The 24713-nt window shown below is 38.2% G+C and carries 26 protein-coding genes; 19 read left to right on the top strand and 7 right to left on the bottom strand.

Annotated elements, in window-relative coordinates:
* Positions 1-443: 443 nt before the first annotated feature.
* The 3 genes from GQR56_RS19255 to hslR form a co-directional block, all read right to left on the bottom strand.
* Entirely contained in the window at positions 444-1982 is a 1539-nt protein-coding gene (locus tag GQR56_RS19255; RefSeq protein ID WP_166114526.1) for a phosphoenolpyruvate carboxykinase, read from the bottom strand.
* Between the two features lie 266 nt (positions 1983-2248).
* Positions 2249-3094, bottom strand: coding sequence for an Hsp33 family molecular chaperone HslO (hslO, locus tag GQR56_RS19250; RefSeq protein ID WP_024611492.1), 846 nt, complete (start codon positions 3092-3094; stop codon positions 2249-2251).
* Positions 3095-3106: 12 nt separating this feature from the next.
* Complete coding sequence (hslR, locus tag GQR56_RS19245) at positions 3107-3529, bottom strand: ribosome-associated heat shock protein Hsp15 (RefSeq protein ID WP_166114523.1); 423 nt, start codon at positions 3527-3529, stop codon at positions 3107-3109.
* A 211-nt stretch (positions 3530-3740) separates the two neighbouring features.
* Here hslR and gspC point away from each other — a divergent pair, with 211 nt between their 5' ends.
* From gspC to GQR56_RS19180, 13 genes are all read left to right on the top strand, one after another.
* On the top strand, positions 3741-4688 hold the full coding sequence (gene gspC / locus GQR56_RS19240) for a type II secretion system protein GspC (protein WP_024609486.1): 948 nt from the start codon (positions 3741-3743) through the stop codon (positions 4686-4688).
* Positions 4689-4711: 23 nt separating this feature from the next.
* The gene (gene gspD / locus GQR56_RS19235; RefSeq protein WP_166114520.1) at positions 4712-6778 is read left to right on the top strand and encodes a type II secretion system secretin GspD; all 2067 of its coding nucleotides are present in this window, start codon (positions 4712-4714) and stop codon (positions 6776-6778) included.
* The gene (gspE, locus tag GQR56_RS19230) at positions 6771-8336 is read left to right on the top strand and encodes a type II secretion system ATPase GspE (RefSeq protein WP_024609488.1); all 1566 of its coding nucleotides are present in this window, start codon (positions 6771-6773) and stop codon (positions 8334-8336) included. Before gspD ends, gspE begins: the two co-directional genes overlap by 8 nt.
* Positions 8337-8338: 2 nt before the next feature.
* The gene (gspF, locus tag GQR56_RS19225) at positions 8339-9574 is read left to right on the top strand and encodes a type II secretion system inner membrane protein GspF (RefSeq protein WP_024609489.1); all 1236 of its coding nucleotides are present in this window, start codon (positions 8339-8341) and stop codon (positions 9572-9574) included.
* 69 nt (positions 9575-9643) lie between these two features.
* Positions 9644-10066 (top strand): type II secretion system major pseudopilin GspG, encoded by a 423-nt coding sequence (gene gspG / locus GQR56_RS19220; protein ID WP_024609490.1) that lies wholly within the window; start codon positions 9644-9646, stop codon positions 10064-10066.
* A gap of 49 nt (positions 10067-10115) precedes the next feature.
* Positions 10116-10703, top strand: coding sequence for a type II secretion system minor pseudopilin GspH (gene gspH, locus GQR56_RS19215; RefSeq protein WP_166114517.1), 588 nt, complete (start codon positions 10116-10118; stop codon positions 10701-10703).
* A complete protein-coding gene (gene gspI / locus GQR56_RS19210) occupies positions 10703-11077 on the top strand; it encodes a type II secretion system minor pseudopilin GspI (RefSeq protein ID WP_024609492.1) in 375 nt (124 codons plus the stop codon). Before gspH ends, gspI begins: the two co-directional genes overlap by 1 nt.
* Positions 11078-11743, top strand: a complete 666-nt coding sequence (gspJ, locus tag GQR56_RS19205) for a type II secretion system minor pseudopilin GspJ (RefSeq protein ID WP_024609493.1) — start codon at positions 11078-11080, stop codon at positions 11741-11743.
* Positions 11743-12729, top strand: coding sequence for a type II secretion system minor pseudopilin GspK (gene gspK, locus GQR56_RS19200; RefSeq protein ID WP_024609494.1), 987 nt, complete (start codon positions 11743-11745; stop codon positions 12727-12729). The genes gspJ and gspK overlap by 1 nt, the downstream gene beginning before the upstream one ends.
* Positions 12726-13934, top strand: a complete 1209-nt coding sequence (gene gspL, locus GQR56_RS19195) for a type II secretion system protein GspL (protein WP_166114514.1) — start codon at positions 12726-12728, stop codon at positions 13932-13934. The genes gspK and gspL overlap by 4 nt, the downstream gene beginning before the upstream one ends.
* Positions 13931-14404, top strand: a complete 474-nt coding sequence (locus GQR56_RS19190; protein ID WP_024609496.1) for a type II secretion system protein M — start codon at positions 13931-13933, stop codon at positions 14402-14404. Before gspL ends, GQR56_RS19190 begins: the two co-directional genes overlap by 4 nt.
* Before the next feature lie 3 nt (positions 14405-14407).
* On the top strand, positions 14408-15166 hold the full coding sequence (locus GQR56_RS19185; RefSeq protein ID WP_166114511.1) for a type II secretion system protein N: 759 nt from the start codon (positions 14408-14410) through the stop codon (positions 15164-15166).
* Between the two features lie 22 nt (positions 15167-15188).
* Complete coding sequence (locus GQR56_RS19180; RefSeq protein ID WP_166114508.1) at positions 15189-15776, top strand: UPF0149 family protein; 588 nt, start codon at positions 15189-15191, stop codon at positions 15774-15776.
* A gap of 67 nt (positions 15777-15843) precedes the next feature.
* On the opposite strand, the gene GQR56_RS19175 is transcribed toward GQR56_RS19180, so the two are convergent.
* Together GQR56_RS19175 and GQR56_RS19170 are read right to left on the bottom strand one after the other, a co-directional pair.
* Positions 15844-16050 carry a hypothetical protein gene (locus GQR56_RS19175; protein ID WP_166114506.1) on the bottom strand — a complete coding sequence of 69 codons (207 nt, stop codon included), beginning with the start codon at positions 16048-16050 and terminating at the stop codon, positions 15844-15846.
* A complete protein-coding gene (locus tag GQR56_RS19170; RefSeq protein ID WP_166114503.1) occupies positions 16050-16409 on the bottom strand; it encodes a hypothetical protein in 360 nt (119 codons plus the stop codon). The genes GQR56_RS19175 and GQR56_RS19170 overlap by 1 nt, the downstream gene beginning before the upstream one ends.
* A gap of 289 nt (positions 16410-16698) precedes the next feature.
* On the opposite strand from GQR56_RS19170, the gene ccoG reads away from it, so the two are divergent.
* The 4 genes from ccoG to GQR56_RS19150 all read left to right on the top strand — a co-directional run bounded on the left by ccoG (position 16699) and on the right by GQR56_RS19150 (position 20503).
* Positions 16699-18129: a cytochrome c oxidase accessory protein CcoG gene (gene ccoG, locus GQR56_RS19165; protein WP_024609501.1), complete on the top strand. Its 1431-nt coding sequence runs from the start codon at positions 16699-16701 to the stop codon at positions 18127-18129.
* Positions 18130-18215: 86 nt separating this feature from the next.
* Positions 18216-19190 (top strand): serine/threonine protein kinase, encoded by a 975-nt coding sequence (locus GQR56_RS19160; protein ID WP_166114500.1) that lies wholly within the window; start codon positions 18216-18218, stop codon positions 19188-19190.
* A 34-nt stretch (positions 19191-19224) separates the two neighbouring features.
* A complete protein-coding gene (locus GQR56_RS19155) occupies positions 19225-19848 on the top strand; it encodes a thiol:disulfide interchange protein DsbA/DsbL (protein WP_166114497.1) in 624 nt (207 codons plus the stop codon).
* 16 nt (positions 19849-19864) lie between these two features.
* Entirely contained in the window at positions 19865-20503 is a 639-nt protein-coding gene (locus tag GQR56_RS19150) for a thiol:disulfide interchange protein DsbA/DsbL (RefSeq protein ID WP_166114494.1), read from the top strand.
* 70 nt (positions 20504-20573) lie between these two features.
* Here GQR56_RS19150 and trmA read toward each other — a convergent pair whose 3' ends face one another.
* Positions 20574-21671 (bottom strand): tRNA (uridine(54)-C5)-methyltransferase TrmA, encoded by a 1098-nt coding sequence (trmA, locus tag GQR56_RS19145; RefSeq protein WP_166114491.1) that lies wholly within the window; start codon positions 21669-21671, stop codon positions 20574-20576.
* Positions 21672-21833: 162 nt separating this feature from the next.
* Here trmA and GQR56_RS19140 point away from each other — a divergent pair, with 162 nt between their 5' ends.
* Positions 21834-22973, top strand: coding sequence for a DUF5610 domain-containing protein (locus tag GQR56_RS19140; protein ID WP_166114488.1), 1140 nt, complete (start codon positions 21834-21836; stop codon positions 22971-22973).
* Between the two features lie 65 nt (positions 22974-23038).
* Positions 23039-23839: a glutamate racemase gene (murI, locus tag GQR56_RS19135; protein ID WP_166114485.1), complete on the top strand. Its 801-nt coding sequence runs from the start codon at positions 23039-23041 to the stop codon at positions 23837-23839.
* Here murI and GQR56_RS19130 read toward each other — a convergent pair.
* On the bottom strand, positions 23802-24281 hold the full coding sequence (locus GQR56_RS19130; protein WP_024609508.1) for an RNA-binding protein: 480 nt from the start codon (positions 24279-24281) through the stop codon (positions 23802-23804). The two genes, murI and GQR56_RS19130, sit on opposite strands and share 38 nt — an antisense overlap.
* Positions 24282-24713 lie beyond the last annotated feature (432 nt).

Here is a 24713-nt window from a genome sequence, read left to right as displayed (position 1 = left end):
TTACAGCTCATGACCCACTTTAAAGAAGCTCACCAGTCTCAGCAATAGCGCGATAATAAGCAGCTTGAGAGAATGATAGTGGTGTATTTACACTGCAACTCTCCACTGCTGTGGGCACTATGGCATTCCGCACCGACTTCAAGTTTTAAAGTGCCCGCATTTAATAATTCGGGCTCTTTACGTCTGCAGAAAAGTGAGATATGGGTTAATAAGGTAATACCTCCTAAATATATTCGTCTAGATGTTTTCACAATAAAAGCTTTGGTGTCATTAGTTACATAGACGTGATGAGTAATGTAGATTTCTTAGATATTAAGAAGTAATTTATTTGGAGGAGTATTGTATGTTTTCGATATTAGTCGTACGGTGGTTTGTCACATTTTGTGCTTAAAAATAAAACGCCAGCTCTAGGTTGGCGTTAAAATACAATATTAAAGTTTAATTTAAGCTTTAGGGCCTGCATTTTTTATATCGTCAGATACATCGTACTTAGCAAAGTTTTCAGTGAAGTCAGCAGCAAGTTTTGCTGCATATTCATTGTACTTAGCTTTATCTTCCCAAGTATTAATTGGGCTAAGTAAGTTAGTATCTACACCCGGAACTGCTACTGGTACGTCTAGGTTTAATACGTCAATATGTTGAGTTTCAACTCCCGCTAATTTACCAGATACAATTGCATCAATTACTGCGCGAGTAGTTGGGATATCAAAGCGCTTACCTGTGCCGTAAGGACCGCCAGTCCAACCTGTATTTACAAGGTACACTTTAGCGCCAAACTCGCGTACACGCTTCATAAGAAGCTCAGCGTAAACACCTGCAGGGCGTGGGAAGAATGGTGCGCCAAAACATGTTGAAAATGTTGATTCAATATCGCTAGTAGATCCAATCTCAGTAGAGCCCACTTTAGCTGTGTATCCACTTAAAAAGTGAAAAGCAGCGGCTTCTTCGCTAAGAATAGAAACCGGTGGTAATACACCACTTACATCGCAGGTTAAAAACACAACTGCTTTTGGCTCGCCTGCACGGTTTTCTACTTTACGTTTTTCAACGTGTTCAAGTGGGTAAGCTGCACGGCTATTTTGAGTTAGACTTGTATCGTGAAAATCTGGAACGCCTTTTTCATCTAGTACTACATTTTCTAAAATAGTACCGAAGCGAATTGCATTCCAAATTACAGGTTCATTCTTTTGTGAGAGGTCTATACATTTAGCATAACAACCGCCTTCAATATTAAACACGCTTCCTGGTGCCCAACCGTGTTCATCATCCCCAATTAAGAAGCGAGTTGGATCTGCTGAAAGAGTTGTTTTCCCAGTGCCTGATAAACCAAAAAATAATGCAGTATCGCCAGCTTCACCTACGTTAGCAGAACAGTGCATTGGTAATACACCTTTTGCTGGTAGTAGGAAGTTTTGTACAGAAAACATTGATTTTTTCATTTCACCGGCGTAACGCATACCTGCAAGTAACACTTTACGTTGTGCGAAATTAATAATAACGGTGCCATCGCTGTTTGTTCCATCACGCTGTGGGTCACATACAAACGAGGGTACATTCATAACTTGCCATTGTGGAAAGTTAGAGGCGTTATATTTTTGTGGTTCAATAAACATGTTTTTGGCGAATATATGGTGCCATGCGGTTTCAGTAGTAACGACTACAGGTAGATAGTGCTTAGAGTCTGCGCCAACTTCTAGGTGAGAGGTGAAGTGGTCATTACTTTGCACATGTTCTTCTACGCGAGCCCATAAAGCGTCAAATTTGTTTTCATCAAATGGGCGGTTTACATTACTCCATTGAATGTCATCTTGAGTTGTTGCTTCTTGAACAATGAAACGATCTTTTGGTGAACGACCAGTACGATGACCAGTGATTGCAACAAAAGCTCCATTTGCGGCTAAAGTACCTTCGCCACGGCGGATCGCATGCTCGACAAGTTCAGCTGCGGTTAAATCGACAAAACGTGTAGCACTTTTAGTCATGTTTATACCTAACTATGTGAGAGAGTTTGAACGGATAGCTCTGGGATGTCAGTGCCCTTAAACTGAAATTATAGTAACAGAAGGTTTTAAGATATTCGAGCCCGTAAAGGCTCTAAAAACATATATATTTAGGAAAAAACATGAATAATTTCAATGATACCGGTGTCATAAAAGTGCGACTATTTATGACACCGGTATCATCTTTTTATAATATAAAACCGCATGTTTTGCGGTTTTGATTAGTGAGAATTGTTTAAGTTAAGTAATTAGTTAAAAATACTTTTTACGTCTTGTTCGTTAAAAACATATTCTTTTAAGCAATAATGACAACTAATATTAACAGACCCTTTTTCTTCAACATCTTTGAGCAATTCTTGCTGACCTATGTTAACAAGTGCGGTGATTGTTTTATCGCGGCTACAACCACATTTAAATTTAATAGCCTGTGGTTCGAATACGCGAGGGTTATCTTCGTGGTATAAACGAGTAAGAACAGTATTAGCATCAAGGTGTAATAGCTCTTCATCTTTAATGGTGTTGCTCAGAGCTTCTAAGTGAGCAAAGTCTTCAATCGACTTTTGTTTATCAACAGGTAGTACTTGTAAAAATAGACCACATGCTTTTGCACTGCCTTCTGTTGTGTCTGTTGCAAACCATAAACGTGTTTTTAATTGCTCTGATTGCTCAAAATAGCTTTCAATACACTCACTCAATGTGTCGTGCTCTAGCGGTACTATACCTTGGTAACGTTCGCCTTTACTTGGAGTAATGGTTATAACCATATAACCTTGCCCAATAAGCTCTTTTACCGTAGTACCGGTTATTTCGCTTTGTAAACGGGCTATACCACGCATGTTTTGTTTGTCATCACCATTAATTACTGCATATTTAACAGGTCCGTCACCTTGTAGTTGAACTGCAATTTCGCCTTCAAACTTTAAAGTCGCTGTAAGTAAACAGGTTGCAACGAGTAACTCTCCAAGCAAAGCCTTAACTGGTGCAGGGTAATTATGGTCGGCGATCATTTCATTGTAGGCACTCTCGATCTGAACGAGTTCGCCACGAACATCTAATTTGTTGAATAAATAACGGTGAAGTAAATCTTGTTGCATGAGCGGCTATACCTAACTTGATTTCATTTTTAAAAGTTCGCGTCTTTGCTTTTTATCGGGTTTTTTAACCGGATGAGGGGCAAAAAAGCTGTTATTTTTACGTGCGATAGCATTTTCTTCGCGTTTAACAATACTTGCATCAGATTCTTGATACAAGGTCTGTGCAATGGGGGCGCTTTGGCGATTTTCAAGCACTTTGTGTATAGTTATTATTTTTTCATCTACGCCTTGAGCAAGTTTGATTGTTGCTCCGACTTCTACTATTTTACTCGCTTTTGTACGCTGACCATTATAATGCACTTTACCTCCTTGCACCATTTCTCGAGCGGCTGCGCGTGTTTTATAAAAGCGAGCTGCCCATAACCATTTATCTAATCGAACTTTTAGCTCGTCTGCATGGTCTGAGCTTAACTTAGCATTACTTTTTTTACTCATAAGGAATTTTATCCATTATTTTTATAACTTAAAATTTATCATGAAATCATCTTAGGATGAAGGTATTACAACGAGTGCTTTCTTTTTGTACAACATGGTGAAGCTATTCATTTCGTTTACAAAGTTTAATATTAGTGCGCTTGTTGAATGAAAAATGAAAGGGTACTATGGGTACGCGCTTACGCAGTAAATTAAAATAAGAACATTATTTATGGAACAACAAATTCAGCAGTTTAAACAATTTTTAACTCGCTTACCGCACGCTAAATTAAGTGCATTAGTTACACTGTTAGTTGTTGTTTATCTTGCTTTTTTATTATCGCAGTTAGTTTGGCTTTTATGGCCAAAACCAGTTATGTCACCACTTACCCCAATGCATCAAGGTAATCAATCAAAAAGCGTTAGTAATAGCTCAGCGCAGCATATTATTGAGCAATTTTTATTTGGTAAAGTAACTGTAACAAATAACAATAATGCTGCACAGCAATCGCAGGTTATTAACAATGCACCTGAAACACGTTTAAGTATTAACTTAACTGGCATCGTTGCTGTAAATAATGATGACCAAGCAGGCATGGCAATTATTGAATCACAAGGTAAACAAGTGAGCTACCTTGTTGAAGACGTTATACAAGGTACAAGAGGTAAAGTATCGCAAATATTACCAGATCGTGTGATTTTGAGTGTGAATGGTCGGTTTGAAACATTAATGCTTGATGGTTTAGATTTTACTAAAAAAGTATCAATGCCCGTTTTAGCTGCCCGCGATGATGCAGATATGGGACCACAACAATTTGAATTAGCAGCAAGTGATCAGCAAATAAATGCAACGGCTGATCCCGAAGTAAAAGAAGCAATAATAGAAACGCGTGAAGAACTACTCGAAGAACCAGGAAAGTTATTTGACTATATACGCGTTTCGCAAGCAATGAGCGATGGAGAGCTTATTGGTTACCGCTTAAGTCCAGGTAAAGAGCCCGAATTATTTAAGCAAATGGGATTACAAAATAACGATTTAGCTATTGCAATTAATGGCTATCAATTAACAGATTTAAAACAGGCCATGTCAGCTATTAATGAGCTGCGAAATAGTACTGATGCCAATATCACTATAGAACGTGATGGTGAACAAATAGATGTGCAATTTAGCCTGCAATAACTTAGCTTTGGAGTTTTAACATAATGGTTCAGGTGCTACACCTCAATAAAATTAAGAAAGGGTTAGCTAAGTATGCAGCACTTTTTTTAGCGGCAAGTATTTCATTGTCAGTTTCAGCTGTTGAATACGCTGCTAACTTCAAAGGTACAGATATCAACGAGTTTATTAATATTGTTGGTAAAAACCTTAATAAAACAGTCATCATCGACCCTAATGTGCGTGGCAAAGTTAATGTGCGTAGTTATGAGCTTATGGATGAGTCGCTTTATTATCAGTTCTTTTTAAATGTTTTGGAAGTTTACGGCTATTCGGCTGTTGAAATGGATAATGGCATTATTAAGGTTGAAAAAAGTTCTGATGCTAAAAAATCTAATGTGCCATTAATTACTGATGGTAATGAAGCCAGCGGCGACATGATGATTACGCGTGTTGTGCGTGTTAAAAACGTAAGCGTACAAGAACTTGGTCCATTAGTTCGCCAGTTTAGCGATCAAAAAGATGGCGGGCATGTTGCTAACTTTAACGCTGCGAATGTAATGATGTTAACGGGTCATGCTGCATCAGTTAATCGTTTAGTTGAGATTATTCGCTCAGTGGATCAAGCGGGTGATAAGCGAGTTGATATTGTTAAGCTTAAATACGCCACTGCTGATGATGTTGTCTCAGTTGTAGATAATATCTACAAAGACAACGGTAAAGGCAGTGTTCCTGAGTTTTTAATTCCAAAAGTAGTTGCTGATGGGCGTACCAACAGCGTTATTGTAAGTGGTGAAGGCCAAGCTCGCACTCGTGCAATTGAACTAATTAAACGCCTTGATGGCGAGTTAGAAAGTCAGGGCAATACAAAAGTATTTTACCTAAATTACGCTAAAGCTGAAGATTTAGTTAAGGTACTACAAGGTGTTAGTAAGTCATTAGTAGATGATGGTCAAGGTGGAGCGGCTAAGACAAGCAGTCGTAATAGTAACGATACCAGCATTGAGTCTCACCCAAGTTCAAACTCATTAATTATTACGGCTCAGCCCGATACTATGCGCTCACTTGAATCTGTTATTGAGCGACTTGATATTCGTCGTGCTCAAGTTCTGGTTGAGGCAATCATTGTTGAGGTGATGGAATCTGACGGTGTGAACCTAGGAGCACAGTGGATTTCTGAAGATGGTGGTTTATTACAGTTTAACAATGGCTCTACGGTTCCGGTTGGGTCGTTAGCTGTTGCCGGTGTAGAAGCTCAAGATATAACAACAACACAAACAGTGATTGGAACTGAGACTGGTACGGTTACAAGCTATGATGAAACGAGTACCGGTGATTACTCTAGCCTTGCCTCATTGCTTAGCGGTATTAATGGCTTAGCGTTTGGCATTGTAAAAAGTGACTGGGGCGCAATTATCCAGGCCGTTTCTACCGACACTAACTCAAATATATTAGCGACGCCTTCCATTACAACAATGGATAATGAGGAAGCTTCAATGATTGTGGGTCAAGAAGTACCTATAATTACAGGTTCTCAAACAGGAAGTGATAACTCTAACCCATTCCAAACAGTTGAACGCCAAGAAGTGGGTGTAATGTTAAAGGTTACGCCACAGATTAATGATGGCTCAGCTGTATTGCTTACTATTGAACAAGAAGTATCGAGTGTGAGTGGTGCAACTGCCGTTGATATTTCAGTTAATAAACGTGCAATTAAAACAACAGTAATGGCTGACGACGGTGGTATGGTTGTACTTGGTGGCTTAATTGATGAAGATGTGCAAGAAAGTGTATCTAAGGTACCAATACTTGGTGATATTCCTATTATAGGGCATCTATTTAAATCTACTAATACCACTAAGCGCAAACGTAACTTAATCGTATTTATTCGTCCCACTATTATTAGAGATGGCATAAGTATGAATAAGTTAAGTTTTAATAAATATAACTTTATACGTAACGCGCAAGTAAAAGAAAGTGATGATGGCATAGAGCTAATGCCTAACACTGATACGCCTGTTTTGCCTGAATGGAATGACGAATTAGTGCTGCCACCTACGTACGAAGAGCACTTACGCAGCCAGCAAGATCAACAAGAGAAGAATGATGACTAATGCGATTCAAGAGATAAACCAAGATGTGGTTCATCCTAGTACGCATAATCAGGATGAACTATTAACAAGTGATGTACTTGTTGAGCTTCCAGCAAAGCGCTTACCATTTTCATATGCTAAGCGTGCTGGAGTATTACTAAGCAAAAACAAAGATCATCGAATCGTATATTATCGTGGAGATCTTGATGTAGAAGTACTTTTAGAAGTACGTCGCATTGCGGGCTATGGTTTTACATTAGAGCAGCTTGAGGATGACAAGTTTGAACTATTACTTGAAGCTTCATATCAGCGAGATAGCTCTGAAACCCAGCAGATGATGGAAGACATTGGTAACGAGGTTGATTTATTCTCACTTGCTGATGAGCTTCCTCAGACAGAAGATTTACTTGCCGGCGACGACGACGCGCCAATTATCAAGCTTATTAACGCTATGCTTAGTGAAGCGATCAAAGAAGGTGCATCCGATATTCATATCGAAACCTTCGAGCAAGAATTGGTTATTCGTTTCAGAGTAGATGGTGTACTTAAAGAGGTACTTAAGCCTAATCGTAAATTAGCGTCTTTACTCGTATCTCGTATTAAAGTAATGGCTAAACTCGATATTGCCGAAAAGCGTATTCCACAAGATGGTCGTATTAGTTTACGTATTGCTGGTCGCGCAGTTGATGTACGCGTATCTACAATGCCATCTAGTTTTGGTGAGCGCGTAGTATTGCGTTTACTCGATAAAAATAACGCGCGTTTAAACCTTGAAGATTTAGGTATGACAGCGCCAAACCGTGCTTTATTTTCTGATTTAATTAGTAAACCTCACGGTATTATTTTGGTTACTGGACCTACAGGTTCTGGTAAAAGTACCACCTTGTACGCAGGTATGAGCCAAATTAACTCGCGCGATCGCAACATTTTAACCGTTGAAGATCCAATTGAGTATGAAATTCCAGGTATTGGTCAAACACAGGTAAATACAAAAGTAGATATGACATTTGCTCGGGGGCTACGTGCTATTTTACGTCAAGACCCTGATGTAGTTATGGTCGGTGAAATACGTGACCTTGAAACCGCGCAAATTGGTGTGCAAGCATCTCTTACGGGTCACTTGGTTATGTCTACTTTACACACTAATACTGCATCTGGTGCTATTACCCGTATGGAAGATATGGGTGTTGAACCTTTTCTACTTTCATCATCTTTACTTGGTGTTTTATCACAGCGCTTAGTGCGTACCTTATGTAATAGTTGTAAAGAAGGTCATGTTGCTGATGAAGGTGAGTGTCAGTTACTGGGTGTGCCGTTTGAGAGTGAGCCAACTATATACCGTGCTGTAGGTTGCGAAGAATGTAATTTTAATGGCTATAAAGGTCGTACTGGTATTCATGAATTACTTGTAGTTGACGAAACAATACGTGAAATGATTCACAACGGCAAAGGCGAGCAAAGTGTAGAAAAATACATTCGTAAAAAAAGCCCAAGTATTCGTCAAGATGGTTGCAGTCGTGTGCTTGTAGGTAAAACAACGCTTGAAGAAGTGCTGCGTGTTACCCGTGAGGAAGGTTAGTTATGGCGGCGTTTGAGTACCGCGCCTTAGATGGCAAAGGAAAAGAAAAAAAGGGCATTTTAGAAGCTGATACAGCTAAGCAAATTCGCCAAATTTTACGTGACCAAAAACTAACGCCACTCGAAGTATCACCAGCAGCACAAGGTGATAAACAAGTTAAAGGCGAAAAAACTTCATTATTAGGTGGCTTTTTTAAACCTTCTATATCCACTTCTGATCTGGCGCTTATTACTCGTCAACTAGCAACATTAATTCAGTCAGCATTGCCAGTCGAAGGTGCTGTTATGGCTGTTGCTGAGCAATGTGAGAAGCCACGCTTAAAGCGTATGTTAATGTCAGTACGTTCAAAAGTTGTTGAAGGTTATACACTTGCCGATGGTATGAGTGAATTTCCACATGTGTTTGATGATTTATACCGAGCAATGGTTGCAGCAGGTGAAAAGTCGGGTCATTTAGATCAAGTATTAAATCGACTTGCTGACTATACCGAGCAGCGCCAGCATATGCGCAGTCAAATTACTCAAGCAATGGTTTACCCTATTATTTTGGTTATATTTGCGATTGGTATCGTCTCGGTCTTATTAGGCACGGTTGTTCCTAAAATACTAAAAACCTTTGAAAAAACTAAACAAGTATTACCTTGGACAACAGAGTGGGTAATGGCGGGTAGTCATTTTGTACAAAATTATTGGTTTATTAGTTTAATTGCTATTACTGGTATTGCTATAGGTATTAAACATGCTTTAAAACAGCCAAAAATTCGTTTTTGGTGGGATGACCGAATACTCCATATGCCAGGTATAGGTAAAGTTGCACGTGGTATTAATACTGCCCGCTTTGCACGTACTTTAAGTATTTTATCGTCAAGCTCAGTACCACTACTCGAAGGTATGCGTATATCGGGTGGTGTTTTGGTTAACGAAAAAATTAAGAAGGCGGTTGCAGCAGCTTCCGACCGGGTAAGTGAAGGAGCAAGCTTAAGAGCTGCACTTCAGCAAACAAAGTTGTTTCCGCCAATGATGCTACACATGATAGCCAGTGGCGAAAAATCCGGTGAGCTTGAACAGATGTTAGAGCGAGCCGCAAATAACCAAGACCGTGAATTTGAAAGCATGGTTAACGTATCGCTAAAACTATTAGAACCTGCAATGATTGCTTCAATGGCAGTGATTGTATTGTTTATAGTGATGGCAATTTTACAGCCAATTATGGCAATGAATAAAGCCGTAGGGCTTTAATTTTTTATATATTAATGGTTTTACCTAAACCATTTTTGTTTAGTGTTTTTAGAATAATGAGGTAATTACGTGAATAAACAATCAGGTTTTTCTTTACTAGAAGTGATGGTGGTACTGGTTATCATCGGAATGATTATGTCAATTGTAGCGCCTAATATTATGGGTCAACAAGAAGAGGCAGCTATTGATAAAGCGCACTTGGATATTCAACAACTTGAAGATGCAATGAGCCTTTATAAACTTAAAAATAAGAGCTACCCAAGCACAGAGCAAGGACTTGAAGCACTTGTAAATAAAACAAGCATTGAGCCTGTTCCTAAGCGCTTTCCTGATGGTGGTTTTATTAGTGAGTTACCAGATGATCCATGGGGTAATACATACCAGTTAATTAGCCCTGGAGAAGTAGGTAAATTTGATATCTTCTCTATTGGTCCTGACGGTGAAGTGGGAACTGATGATGATATTGGTAACTGGGATCCTGAGAAACAATAATGCTGATTAATCGTATTTTGTGTTCGTACGTTAATAACCAGAGCTTACTATGAAAGTAAGCTCTAAACGTATGCATTCAAAAAGCAAAGGCTTCAGTTTAATAGAAATTTTAGTGGTATTAGTGATCATCGCTTTTGCCACCAAAATGGTGGTATATAGCTTAGAAGGTGGCGCGGAAGATGCGTTAGACACTCAAGCTCTTAGGCTACATACCACCATTAATATGGCATCTGAATTTGCTATTTTGAACCAAGTCGAGTTAGGAGTTCAGGTTGATAATAATATATTTGAATTCTTAGTTTTTGATGGCGAAAAATGGATAACATTTGATAGAGAAGAGCTATTTGAACCGATTGAATTTGATGAGCGCTTTAAGTTAACGCTTAACCTTGAAGACTTAGCATGGGCAGCAGATAACTTGCTTGAACAATCTAATTGGCGCGAACTAATGAGCGGTGGTGACGAGGATAGCTTATTAGAACTTAGGGAACTTAAAATTCCACAAGTGCTTATATTATCATCTGGAGAAGTAAGTGCATTTCAGCTTACGCTTGAATTAAAAGAGCAAAGTGAGCCTGTTTACTTTATTGAGGGTGAGTTTACCGCACCAGTTAACTTACGCCGAGAGCCAGAGTAATGAATACCAGTAAAGGTTTTACCTTATTAGAAGTGTTAGTTGCCTTAAGTATTTGTGCTATGACGGGCATTGCTGCAATGCAAGCAACTAGTGAGCATATACATCACTTATCGAGTATTGAGGATCAAACTTACGCTTCGTGGGTTGCTGAAAATGTAATGATAGAGCAGCGTACCAAAGGCGAGCAGTGGGAAGGTAAAGATAAACTGCGTGGTAGTGAAATAATGGCAGGTGTGGAGTGGTTTTGGCAGCAAAATGTTATTGCTACTGCAGATAAAAGTTTCGTAAAATTAACGATCAATGTCTTTAGTGACGAAAAGTATGAGCACTCTGTATATGAGCTTTCAACTTATTTAAATAAAGGTAATAAGTAAGTGAAGCAGCGAGGGTTTACGTTACTAGAAGTGATGGTGGCTTTAGGTATTTTGGCTTTTGTTATTATTGCGACTCATCAAATATTAGAAACGACGACGAGAGCCAAAGATGCTTCTGATGAGAAAATAGCAGAGCTAAATGGTTTGCAAACTACATTTAGGCTTATGGACCAAGATTTTAGTCAAATGACAAAACGTGTTGTACGCAATGAGTCGGGCGACGAACAAGATTTATATTTACTCGCGGGACGCTATATACTTGAAAGTCAATATGATGGAATAGCGTTTGTACGCGATGGCTGGGTAAATCCAATCAACTTATTGCCGCGTTCTGAACTTCAAGCTGTTGGCTATAGAGTTATTGACGATAATTTAGAGCGAGTTTATCGAGTGTATGTTGATCAACTCGATAACACTGAACCACGAGTTCAAGTTGTGCTTAAAAATATTGAAGAGCTCAAGTTTGAATTCTTAGATGACAAAAATGAATGGCAAGATCAATGGGAAATTAAAGCATTACCAAAAGCAGTTGCCGTTACATTACAACAAATAGAACTTGAACCTATTCGTCGCATATTTTTAGTACCAGGGCAGGGTAAAGTGATTACACCTCCAAGTACAACAACGTCTACTGGTACCGAACAAAATGACGGAGATACGCAATAATGGGTCATCAATCTTCTCGTGGTGCGGCAATTGTTATAGTGCTGTTCATGGTTGCATTAGCCGCAGTTTTAGCGGTGGAAATGAGCGCTAATTTAATGGTGCAGGTACAAAAGAGTACCAATTTACAAGGTCATCAACAGGCTAAGTGGTACGCTTACGGAGCAGAAGAACTTGCTATTAAAGCACTAATCCAAAGCAAAAAAGATGACCCTGACAAAACAACGCTAGAACAAGTGTGGGCTACGCAGGGAGATATACCATACCCAGTTGAAAACGGTACGTTAAGTGGAAAAATAACGGATTTACAGGCCTGCCTAAATTTAAATGCACTTGGTGTAGAACCCGATTCAAATAGTGTAAGTAAAACAAATCCTGCACATAAAGCATTGTTTGCATTACTTGAGAATATAGAAGACTTACCAAGTGATGAATCAGAAGAGACAATGGCGGATAGTGTATTTGATTGGCTTGATGCTGACAGCATAACGTATCGCTCAGGTGCTGAAGAAGGTGAGTACTTATCGCGTGATTTCCCTTATATGACTGCTAATAGCTTATTTGCATCAACTTCAGAGCTTCGTTTAGTTAAGGGCTTCAACCCGCTTGTAATGGAAAAGGTATTACCTTTTGTATGCGTTATTCCGGGGAGTACGTTACTTTCTATTAATATAAACACATTAACGTCCGATCAGGCCCTAATACTTAGTGCATTAATTGATGAGTTAAGCTTATCTGGTGCTGAAGCCGTTATAGCAGCCCGACCGCAAGCCGGTTTTGATAATAAAGAAGATTTTTTTGAAGAAGTACAACAGCAAGGCGGACAAAACGTTAAAGCAGTCGAGAACTTATTTAGCGTAAGTAGCGAATATTTTAAATTACAAACGCAGGCAAACTTTGTCGATCTGCGTTTTTCGATGACCACATTACTGTATGCCTCAAATGGCGATGTAACGATACTGGCGCGAAAATTTGGAGGCGTACAGTGACAGAAATATTGTTGATCCGCACGGGTCAAACCGAGCAAGAATTACTTAACTGGTTAATATACTCACCACAAGAACAAGAAATAATAGCCAGTGGTGAATTATCGGATGCGAGCCATTTAAGTGAACTCACTGAAAAAGCACAAAGTCGTGAAGTCGTTGTGTTGCTTCCTTGTGATCAAGTACAACTAAAAACAGTTGCTTTGCCAACTAAATGGAACCGCAAACTCGAACAAGCATTGCCATATATGCTCGAAGAAGATATTGCCTGCGATGTAGATGATTTATTTATTGCTGTGGGTGAATCAACGATGGTTGGAGAGCAACATGGAATACGTGTTGCTATGATGGATCGTGAATGGTTTGAGCGATGGCTTGCATTATTTACAGAGTATAGTTTATCGGTATATAAAATATTACCAGATGCTTTGTTATTACCTCCTGCAGATGAAGGTACGGTAACAGCGATAGAGCTTAATAATCAGTGGTTATTTAAGCAAGATCACTGGCGAATAGGTGCAGTGGAAAGAAGTTGGTTAAGTGGCTATTTAACGGCAACGGGCAATCCTGATATAAAGCACTTTAGCCCTGCAACCCAATTTCCTGAGAGTGTAAACTTATTACCTCAAACCGGTGACTATGATTTGCCGTTAGCATTATTTGCTAAACAACTCGAACACGTTAAATTTAACCTTCGCCAAGGAATGTACCAACTTAAAAAGAAAAGTACATTATGGTGGGGATATTGGAAAAGTGCTGCCATTGTTGCTGGTGTTGCGTTGGTATCGACTATCGCGATAAAAGCTATTGAGTTGAATCAATTAAATACACAGTTAGAAATTGCTAAAACACAAGTGGTTGAACGTTATCAAACAGCTTTTCCTGGCACTAAAGTGCGCCCACAACTTGTTAAAAGCCAAATTATGGGTGAACTTAAAAAAATACAGGGTTCAAGTGATGCTGGATTTTTAGATTTAACAACTAATTTAGTTGATGTGTTTTCACAAGTAAGTGAATTTACACCTGAGACATTGCGTTATGATAATCGTCGTAATGAATTGCGTATTCGTGCTAGAGCTAAAGACTTTCAAACTTTTGGTAAAGTTAAAGCATTACTCGAAAAACAGGGTTTAACAGTAGATCAAGGCTCACTAAATAACGACGGTGACTTTGTTGTAGGCGAAATTAAACTGCGAGGTACAGTATGAAAAAGCAGTTAATACAATATTGGCGCTCACTTAAAGAACAAGAGCAACAGTTAGTCATAATCGCTGGTGGTATTTTTATTATTTTTATTATTGTAATGGGAATATTTAGACCGTTAAATAATGCGATAGAACAGGCTGAAAAATCAAAAATTAAACAGCAAGAACTATTAGTTTGGGTTGATAAAAGCATTGCTCAGCTTAAAGCCGCAGGTAATACAAAAGTTTCGAGCACCCAAAATCTAAGCCAAATTGTTAATTCAACTCGTGGGCGTTATAAAATCACAATTAGTAAAATGCAGCCAAGTGATGACTCACTGCGTTTAACGCTCGATTCAATAGAGTTTAATCAACTTATAGAGTGGCTCGATGAACTGGTGAGTCAGCATGGAATTCGAGTTGAAAATTTAGATTTAAGCCGTGACGATAAACCGGGTTATGTGCGTGTAAGTCGTTTGGTATTAGAGAATTAATTGATGAAAAAAACAATAACGTTATCTATCGTATTTTTACTTAGCTTTATTATTTTTTGTATTGTTAAGCTACCTGCTGTTATAGCACTTGATTTAGCTAAGCCTTATTTGCCTAAACAATTAGAGGTAGGTCAAACCATAGGCAGTGTGTGGCAAGGGAAAATGATGCAGTTACGCTACGAAGGTGAGCAATTAAATAATGTACGTTGGGATATTTCTGGATGGCAATTATTTACAGGTCAGTTAAATGTGAATTTAAAATTTGGTGATCCACGTGAGCGTAGTGATATTTCGGGTTATGCGGATGTCAGTTACGGATTATTAAACAACACAGTTAAAGTAACCGATGGACTTGTACGCTCAACGGTAGAGCGAGCAATGCAACGTATTCAATTACCGCTGCCAGTTACTGCAAAAGGACGCGTAATATTAGAGCTTAATGAATACACTTCGGGTGAGCCTTACTGCGAGTCATTACAAGGTGAAATAGCGAGTCCTGATATTGACGTACAAGGCTTAAATGGCTGGTTTAACATTGGTCCACTAGGTGGAAAGCTAAGCTGTAAGTCGGGTGATGTGGCTATATTAATTGACCCTGAGAACACGTTAGGTCTTGAGGCAGATGCTACACTTAAAGCTAATTTTGATTTTAGAGTAGCCGGTTACGTTAAACCTGATGCCAGCTTACCTAAAGATGTACATGACGCGGTTAAGTTTTTAGGTCGACCAGATAACCAAGGTCGTTACCCGCTCAATTTTTAATACTTATAAATAAAGAGTTTTGATGCAATTACCCCAATTTACTGAGCTACATGCAAAGCAGCTCAGCACTTTTTTAGACACCCAGCCAAAAGCAATGACCTTAACGCAAAGCCAAGGCTATTTATTTGGTGTTATTTGTTCACCAGATCCATTAGATGTACACGAGTGGATTGAAAAAATATTACCAAGCACAGCTAATAATTTAGATGAAGAAATACTATTTTTATTTATGGCGTTATACCACCAAATTAGCGAGCAAGTGTTTGAAGTGGGTTATAAATTACCAACAGGATACAGTAATGATTTTTGTAGAAACTGGAGTGAAGGCTTTTTAAAAGCAACAACTGTTTATACTCAAAAATTATTAGGTGCAGAGCAATTAGAAGTAGAATATAAAGAAGCTTTAGAAAGTGCCCAAGCAACATTAAGCTTTTTTGCTTTAGATGAGCAAACCATAACGCTGATAGCGACTCAAAATAATATTGATGTGCAGCAGGTCTGTTTACAGCAATACGAATTAATGGGCGACTTTGCATTAGGCTTTGCTGAGCTTATTGAGATAGTAGCGCTCAACAGTGGTTTGTATACCGATGAAGGGTGGGACGAGTAATTATTTTTTAGAATTTTGGTTACTTAATATTTAATGAGTATGTAAGTAACCATATACAAATAATGCTTTAAGCGCCTAGCTCTAGCATAATATTAGTGCAGCCTTGTTTGCACTTAACTACGCCTTTACTTGATTCATCAGTCGCTAAATCAAGCTTTAACACACCATCGCACTTCTCACACTTTATTGTTTTTCCTTGCCCTAGTTTTTTAAGCATATTGCGCTGTTTGTGGAATGAGTCACTGGTTTTTTTATTTAATACTGAAAAATCCATTACTTTACTCGCTTTTGCTCTAACGATTCAGACACTATTTTACATACTGTATTTAAACGGTCATCGTAAAAGTACAAATTTAGATCGCGCTCACGACAATAACGTAAATGAAATAACTGTACTGAGTCATTTGTCGTGAATGTTTTTTCTATATATTCACTTTCAGATTCTGACAACTTTAACTGTGAGCTAATTAGGTTTTTAGCCATGCTAGCTGCTGGACCACGATTCATTTTTGTTGAGTCACTTAAAAAACCAATTCCTTCGCCTAAAAGTTTTTCTCTAGGCTCTTTTATAAGTGGGTGATCAATAGTAAATAAGGCAAGGATCACAATTACTAATATAATAAATTTTTTCACGAAAGCGTAAACCTTGATCTGAGTGAGGTTGAATTACTATGCAGTGTAATAAAATGCATTTTAAAAGCAAGTAACTAAGGTGAATAAATTATTAGCAATCTATGCCAGTAATTTTAATCAATATTGGTATAATAGCTAGCAGCAGTCAGATATTTCTGAAATATCTGAAAGTATTCAAGTGGTGGTTTATTGAACTAAACTCGTTTAGTAAGTAACTTGCTACTCTTTACCGTGTAGTGCACCTGAATATTGCTGAACTTTTATTTCCAAGCGGCGTTGAGGAACTTCGATGGACAAACAAATTAAAGTAAAAAATATCCCTGTAGAGGTAAAAATCCAAAAGCCGGATTTGAGCCGTCAAGATGACAGGTTCAACCCCGGAAACCGCATTTATGTGCGTGCTGTAAAAGGTCTTCATCAACTATTAAGGCAACAGATTGGCTTTTTAGGCATGCTTGCATTTATGGTACTTCCATGGATTAATTTTAACGATCAGCAGGCGGTACTATTTGATTTAATGGGTCAGAAATACAATATTTTTGGCTTAACGCTATGGCCACAAGATTTCACCATATTAGCGTTTATTTTTATGTTGGCAGCGTTTGCGCTGTTTTTAGTGACCACCTTTTATGGACGGGTGTGGTGTGGTTACACTTGCCCGCAAACTGTATGGACCTTTATATTTATTTGGTTTGAAGAAAAGTTTGAAGGTACTGCTAACCAACGTAAAAAGCTCGATGAGCGACCAATGAGCTTTGATAAGTTTTGGCGAAAAACGGCAAAGCATTCTAGTTGGGTTCTGTTTTCTTTATATACAGCAATTTCTTTTGTAGGCTACTTTACGCCAATAAGAGAGCTACTCCCTGATTTTGTAACGTTTAATGTAGGTGGTTATGCATTGGTAAGCATTATCTTCTTTGCTGCGTGTACCTATGGTAATGCGGGTTGGATGCGAGAAATTATGTGTTTACACATTTGTCCTTATTCACGTTTTCAATCAGCCATGTTTGATAAAGACACATACACAGTAACGTACGACGAAAGCCGAGGTGAAAGCCGTGGTCCTCGTTCACGTAAAGTAGATCATGAAGACTTAGAACTGGGCGACTGTATAGACTGTAATTTATGTGTTCAAGTATGCCCAACAGGTATTGATATTAGAAATGGGCTACAAGCTGAGTGTATTAACTGTGGTGCTTGCATTGATGCATGTGATGGTGTGATGGATAAAATGAAATACCCGCGTGGGCTTATTTCATATACAACAGAGCGAAATCTTGAAACTCCGGAAAATAAAACGAATCCACTACGAGCCAAAATCATTGGTTACACGGTCATACTTGTTGTGCTTACGGGGGCACTTGTAGCTAATATCGTACTGCGAAAAACAATGGATTTTGATATTATTCGCGATCGAAACCAATTATATCGTGTCGATTTTGATGGTTTAGTAGAGAACACCTATACATTAAAGGTAATTAATAAAGCGCAGTACGAGCAAACCTTTAATATTAAAGTACAAGGGTTAGATAACTTTAAGTATATAGGGAACCAATCATTTACTGTGCAGGCAGGGCAATCTCATAACGTGCCATTGTCGCTTGTAATGGACCCTTATGATTTGAAAGTGCCGATGACAGAGTTTAACTTTGTGCTTTCACCAGTAGGTGAGCCAGATGAGACAATATCGCAGTCAAGTAACTTTTTCAAAGCGCGATAATCACAATCGACCTTAATTAGGTAAGTTGATATAGCAATTAACAAAAGCGGGTATATAACCCGCTTTTATTTTTATATAAGAAGAGTATGAGTAAATTTAGTTTTATTGATTTAACACCCGACCTAATACTCGATGCAATAGAAAGCGTAGGTGTTTACGCCGAGTCTGGTTTATTGGCGCTCAATAGCTACGAAAACAGAGTGTATCAATTTAAAGCCGATGATGGTCTGCGTTACGTAGTAAAGTTTTATCGTCCAGAACGTTGGAGTAGGGAGCAAATTCAAGAAGAGCACGACTTTGCGTTCGAACTAGCTGATGCAGAAGTACCCGTTGTTGCTCCTATTTTACATAATGGGCAAAGCTTGTTTGAGCATCAAGGCTACTTATTTGTGTTATTTCCGAGCGTAGGTGGGCGCTTATTTGAGGTTGATAACCTAGATCAGCTTGACGTGATGGGGCGTTTGATTGGTCGAATGCATCAAGTTGCTAAAACCAAACCCTTTGTTTACAGACCAACGGTTACATGTGACGAATATCTGCATACAGCAAAAGTTCATCTTCAAAAAAGTAACTTAGTGCCAATGGGGATTAGTACAGCCTTTTACACTATTTTAGATTTAGTGATAGATCAGGCTCAAAAACAATATAAAGATGTGCAAAGTATTCGCCTACACGGCGACTGCCACGTAGGTAATATTCTGTGGGCAGGGGATGCGCTAATGTTTGTCGATTTAGACGATAGTCGCCAAGGACCTGCAATCCAAGATTTATGGATGATGCTCAGTGGCGATAAAGCGACACAACTGTTACAGTTAGACACCCTTGTAAATGCGTATGAGGAGTTTTGTGATTTTGATCACTCTCAACTCAAATTGATTGAACCTCTGCGAGCAATGCGTATTATTCATTATATGGGATGGGTAGCAAATCGATGGAGCGATCCTGCTTTTGTACGGAACTTTTCATGGTTTGCTGATGACAAATACTGGGAGCAACAAATTTTAACACTCAAGGAACAGCTATCTGCACTGCAAGAAGCGCCGTTAAATTTATTGCCATAATATTTCTTTAAAGACTAAGTATAACGAGACACGAATGTTTAAAAAATTAAAATTAAGCTTACTACTTTTTTGTTTACCTTTTGCAGCATTTGCCGCACAGTTTGAGGTGGATAATCAGTATACTATTATTAATGTAGAAAAAAGTGCGACTCCGCAAGTTACAGAGTTTTTCTCATTCTATTGCCCGCATTGTTATAAGTTTGAATCAGCAGCAAAAGCAATTGAACAGGGTTTACCTGAAGGCGCTGAATTTGTTAAAAACCACGTTAACTTTTTAGGTGGTGTATCACCGCAAGCGCAAAGCAATTTAAGCTTTGCCTACTTGATTGCTAAGCAACATGGTCAAGCGCAAAGTATTAGCGATCAAATATTCAAAAGTATTCATGTTCAACGTGCTCCTTTAACTGAAATTAAAGATGTTAAAAAGCTACTTGAAATAAATGGGATTGATAGTGCAACATTTGATCAAGATATTGCTAGCATGCCAATTATTTCGGCTGAGCAAGCAATACAAAATAAACAAAATAAATATTCAAAATTAGGTGCCCTTACTGGCGTACCTACTTTTATTGTTAATGATAAATATAAAATAAACCTCAATACCATCAAAAACCAAAAAGAACTTGATGAGTTAGTGGCATTTTTATTAGCACTATGAATTTAGGAGTATAAAAATGATTAAATTAGTTAAAGCAGGTTTGCTTGCAGTATTACTTCCTATGGCGGCAACAAGCTTTGCTGCAACCTTTGAGGAAGGTGTGCATTACGATGTTGTATCTGAGCGAGCAACAAAAAAACCGGAAGTTAAAGAGTTTTTCTCATTTTACTGTCCTGCATGTAATAACATGGAAGGGCTAATTACTGAATTTAAGCCATCGCTTGATAAAAACGTTAAATTTAAAAAGAGCCACGTTGATTTTGTAGGTGTACGCGACCCAGAGAATCAACAGATGATGAGCCAAGCACTTGCTACTGCAGAAGTACTTCCGCAAAAAGATCAGATTATTTCTGCGATCTTTAATCATATTCATACAAAGCGCGCTAAATTTAATGAGCTTGCAGATGTAAAAGATATATTTGTAGCGCAGGGCGTTGATGGCGATAAGTTTGATAAGTTATTTAAAAGCTTTTCTGTACGTACGCTAAGCTCTAAAATGAAACGTGACCAAGATTACTTTAAAGATAAGGGGGCACTTCGTGGCGTACCTACTTTTATCGTAAATGGTAAGTACAAGTTAAACCTTGGTAAAGAGTCTGGTATTTATAAGTCAGAAGATATTAGCGAACTAATTAACTATTTAGCTAACAAATAAATTTAGCTAAAACTAAAAAAAGCTCCTACAAGGAGCTTTTTTTATGGGTAACGTTTACTAAGCGTATTTATTATTTGCGTTGTAAGAAAACACCTGACTCAATATGATGTGTGTAAGGGAACTGATCAAATATAGCAAAGCGCTTAACATTATGTGTACGTGTTAAGTGATCAAGGTCACGCTCAAGGGTTTCAGGATTACACGATATATAAATTATGCTTTCGTAATTAGCGACTAGGTCACACGTTAATTCATCCATGCCTGCGCGCGGAGGATCAACTAATATGGTTTGGCAGTCATAGCTTTTAAGGTCAATACCATCCAAACGAGAGAAAGTACGTTCACCATTCATTGCTTGAGTAAACTCTTCACTCGACATACGAATAATATCTAGGTTCTCTACGTTATTTTTAGCAATGTTGTATTGAGCAGAGTGAACAGATGATTTTGATATTTCTGTTGCTAATACTTTATTAAAACAGCCCGCTAACGCAATTGAAAAGTTACCGTTACCGCAATACAGTTCTAATAAATCATTTTTAAGTGGCTTACATAAATCTTGCGCCCACTCCAGCATATTAATATTTACTTTTGCATTAGGCTGAGTAAAGCTATTTTCTACTTGTTGATAAATAAGCTCTTGACCATTAACTGTTAAACGCTCAGTTACAAAGTCATCACCCAGCACTTCTTTTTGTTTGCGAGCACGACCTATAAAGTCAATTTTGTATTTACTACTCAGTTTTTCTTTCAGTGCTTTAATTTCACTTAACCATTCATCATCAAGTGGTTTGTGATAAAGCAAGCTTACTAAAATTTCACCGCTTAGCGTTGATAGGTAATCGATTTGAAATAACTTACGACGTAATATTTCACAAGGCTTAAGATGCTCAATCATCACCTGCATGATTTCACCTACTAGAGGCGCTGCTGGGTCAAACGTATCAACACGGATTTTTTCTTTTGTTTGTTGATCAAACATAATGTGAAACAGATCGTCACCGTTGTGCCATACTCTAAATTCAGCACGTTGGCGGTAGTTAGTTGGCTCTGAGCTAAATACTTCTAGTTGCTCCACACCAAAACGTTGAAACTGTGCACTAATACGCTGCTCTTTTTCACTTAACTGTGCTTGGTACTGTGTGGTATCTATTTTAATAACTGCCATTAATACTACTACCTTATCTAAGATCTGTTTATCGGCGCTATTGTAGGGAGCGCTGCGTATTTGTCTAGTTTTGGCTAGCATTTATGCTGTTTTATTGCACATTGTACTTTAGTTTTTATTGTTATAGCCGATAATTAATTACGCACGCTTAGGAGACGAATCATGAAAATAGGTAATTATGGCTTTACGCCAAACAACAACATTAATAAATTCAATAATAAAGCTGATATACAGCAACCTACAATTACGTCTCCTCAAGATACCTATCAGCAACGTGGTCGAGAGTTGGCTGCAAAAGTACTTGGCGATAAAATGGCTGAGCAGCTTGGATTGCCTATCGCAGAAAAAAAAGCAGACAAACCACTATTTGATTTTGATGAAATAGTAAAAAATGTACTCGATTTCGTAAGTAGTGCTGTTAATAAAGCAAAAGCTAACGGCGCTGATGACGAAAAACTCAAAGATATGTTAGGCGACGCGCGAAAAGGCGTCCAAATAGGGATTGACGACGCTGTTGATGAACTCAAAGGTACGGGCGTATTTAATAACGACATGGAAGAGGGTATTAATAAGTCTAAAGAGGGTATTTACAATGGGCTTGATAAGTTTGAAGAGTCGTTATTTAACCCACAACCTGCCAGCGTAAATATAAGCCAGGCTCAATATGTCAGTATGACGAGTAATGCAGAGTATAAATTTACCACCGCAGAAGGTGACGAGGTAAGTATTAGCTTTGCAGATGCATTTGAATCTCAGTCGGCAAGTGGCTATCAGCAAAACAATAATGGCGAGTCGTTTGCAAGCTCATCATCGCAATCTCGACAGGTATCATTTTCGATGTCGGTTAATGGTGACTTAAATGAGCAAGAGCAAGAAGCTATTAATGCGATGATGGAAGACTTACAAGATTTAAGTAAAACCTTTTTTGGTGGTGATTTAGATGAAGCATTTGAACAAGCGCAAGAGCTAAGTTTAGACAGCGATCAGCTGGTGGCTTTTTCTATGGATTTACGTCAAACAAAAACAATAGCATCAGTTAAAAGCTATGAAGAATATAAACCAGCACCAGAAAAACAAATAGCAGAGGGTTTAGCTCCTTTTAATGACGACCTTAAAAATGCTTTTGAAAAAGCGGGTGAACTTGGATTACAAAATCAGCTAGCTGGCATTCTCCAATGGTTAAATCAAGATCAGGAACAAATAGATAAGTTAGTAGATTACACAAAGTCTATGTTCGAAAACCTTAATCAGTTAAATTCGGCGGTCGACGATCTTGCTGATTTAGAAACCACGCAAAGTTAAACTACTTTCTTTTATAAATACCTCATGGCAAACTGCCGTTCTTAAAGTAAAGTGGGAACGGTAGTTTGTCAGCGCATATAATGGTCTTTGATTCAGGTATTGGTGGAACTACAGTACTTGAGCATATAAAGCAAAGTATCCCCAATGCTCAGTACAGTTATTTTATGGATAATGCATTACTGCCTTATGGTGCTCAATCCCAGCAAACAATCATTAACCGATTATGCTCACTTATTCATTTCATCAAATCTAATACGCTTAACGTTGATTTAATAGTAATAGCGTGTAATACCGCTTCTACATCAGCACTTAGCGCTGTTCGCCAAATGACGGATATTCCTATAGTAGGTGTTGTGCCAGCAATAAAGCCTGCGGCAGAATTAACACGTTCAAATCATATTGGCTTATTAGCCACACCGGCAACGGTTGCCAGTTCATACACTAAAACATTAATTACTGAACATGCACGTAATGTAATCGTTAATCTATATAGCAGTGTGGAGTTAGTAACCTTAGCTGAGCAATACTTTTTTACAGACTCTTTGGATGCAAACAAGTTGCACCAAGTGCTTGATGACCTAAATATAGATAAAACTATAGATGTACTTATACTAGGGTGTACGCACTTTCCAATATTAGCAGAGCCGATTAGTCAGTATTTTGAAGGGAATGTAAAATTGCTTGATTCAGGTGTAGCGATAGCAAACAGAGTCAACTACCTACTTAACCAACTTAACTTATGCGTGAATAAACTAACAGACATAAAAAAGCCGCTGCAATATTATGCAACGGCTGATGTGTTTAGCAATAAGCTAGCGGTAAAGCTAGTTACACTGACTGATCCGTCTCAGTACGTAGAGCATTAGAATCGTCTTCTTGTTTTTGTTTTGCTTCACGTACCTTTAAAGTACGTTGTTGGAACTCGCTATCGTTCAAGTTAGCAATTGCATTGTCTGCATCAGCTTGCGCCATTTCAACAAAACCAAAACCACGACGCTTGCCAGTATTCTTATCCTTTAATAAACGAACATTGAATACTTTGCCTTGTTCTTCAAATAATGCACGAACAACACCTTCGTTTGCACGATAAGGAAGATTGCCAACATAAAGAGTCTTTGTTTTTACTTCGGCTTCTTCAGTAACATCAGACGACATTGCTGCAATAACAAGTGCGCCTACTAATAAGCCAACACCAAATAGAAGTGCAGGGTCTAGTGCTAAGCTTGCTAAAGCAAACTTAACAACAATAAAACCAACTACAGCAAGAATAACTGAAAAGATAAAAGCTTTTTGATCGGGTAATTTCATTTTAGATCTACCAATAAACAGGAAATAAACATTAATTTAACATTGTGAACTTGCTATCTTAACGTCTAAATCAAACATAGCAATGATATTTGTATTAAATAATAAAGAAGAGCATAAAAAAGCATCAGTTTAGGGAATGTTTTGCATGGTTTTATGTGGTTTTGTTCTATTTTTGTTCGAACAGTAAAAAGATCTAAAAAAAGGGTTGATCTGTTTTCGGATCTCCCTATAATGCGACCCCACTGAGACGGGAAACGCCAACGCCTAGCGAGGAGCGAACTACTCAGAGAGTTAAATAAAACTTTGGTTTTAAATCTTCCAAAAGAAAGTTTAAAATTAAGTGTTGACTCGAAAAATAAAGGGTGTATTATTCGCATCCCTTGAGACGCTAAAGCGACTCAAAACGTTCTTTAACAATATAAAGCAATCATC

The sequence above is a fragment of the Pseudoalteromonas sp. Z9A5 genome (assembly GCF_011378875.1).
GTDB lineage: Bacteria > Pseudomonadota > Gammaproteobacteria > Enterobacterales > Alteromonadaceae > Pseudoalteromonas.
Note: the sequence above shows the minus strand (reverse complement) of the source record. Positions and strands in the feature narration are given on the sequence as shown.